The organism is Bartonella sp. AA86SXKL, from assembly GCF_042196885.1.
The window spans coordinates 1-688 of record NZ_JBHIRE010000359.1; the positions used below are offsets into that span (position 1 = coordinate 1).

The 688-nt window shown below is 39.0% G+C and carries 2 protein-coding genes; one reads left to right on the forward strand and one right to left on the reverse strand.

Translation table 11 applies throughout. The features are described 5' to 3' along the window. A partial coding sequence (locus ACFIO5_RS12000; RefSeq protein WP_375705532.1) for an HIT family protein occupies positions 1-178 on the forward strand: 178 nt, incomplete at its 5' end. On the opposite strand, the gene ACFIO5_RS12005 is transcribed toward ACFIO5_RS12000, so the two are convergent. Further along, positions 167-688: ClpB D2-like domain containing protein (locus ACFIO5_RS12005; protein WP_522729896.1), on the reverse strand; the 522-nt coding region annotated here is incomplete at its 5' end. The genes ACFIO5_RS12000 and ACFIO5_RS12005 overlap by 12 nt on opposite strands.

Consider the following 688-nt stretch of genomic DNA (forward strand, 5'->3'; position numbering starts at 1 on the left):
TATGCAATTTAATGAAGCTGCTAGTCAACAAACCGTTTATCATCTCCATTTCCATATTATACCACGTATGGAAGGAATAGAGCTTACCCCCCATAATAATATTATAACGCCTACAGAAATACTTGAAGAGAACGCAAAAAAAATCCGTGCTGCTCTTAAAACACTTTTAAGTTGCTGAGCTTTTTTTCCCCACACGTTTTTTTGTAAAATGTTTTGTTTTTCTGTTCTTTGCACCAACAGATATATCAGAAGATGAAATTTTTAACTGTAGCTTCTCTTTTCCTCCATTTGGTCTGTGTGTCAATACGCGAACCATGCCACCATTGCGCAACTGTCCAAATAAAATTTCGTCAGCGAGCGGTTTCTTAATATATTCTTGTATAATACGCCCCAATGGGCGCGCACCCATCTGAAAATCGTATCCTTTATTGGCAAGCCAAACCATTGCAGAAGGACTTAACTCAAAACAAATTCCCCGATCAGCCAGTTGTGCCTCAAGCTGAAAAATAAACTTTTGCACAATCTGATTGATAATTAACTGAGATAAAGGTGAAAATGGAATAATTGCATCTAGCCGATTACGAAATTCCGGTGTAAATAGGCGATTGATCGCTTCGATATCGTCACCATCGCGATGCACCTTGCCAAATCCAATAGCCGACTTTGCCATATCTGAAGCACCAGCATT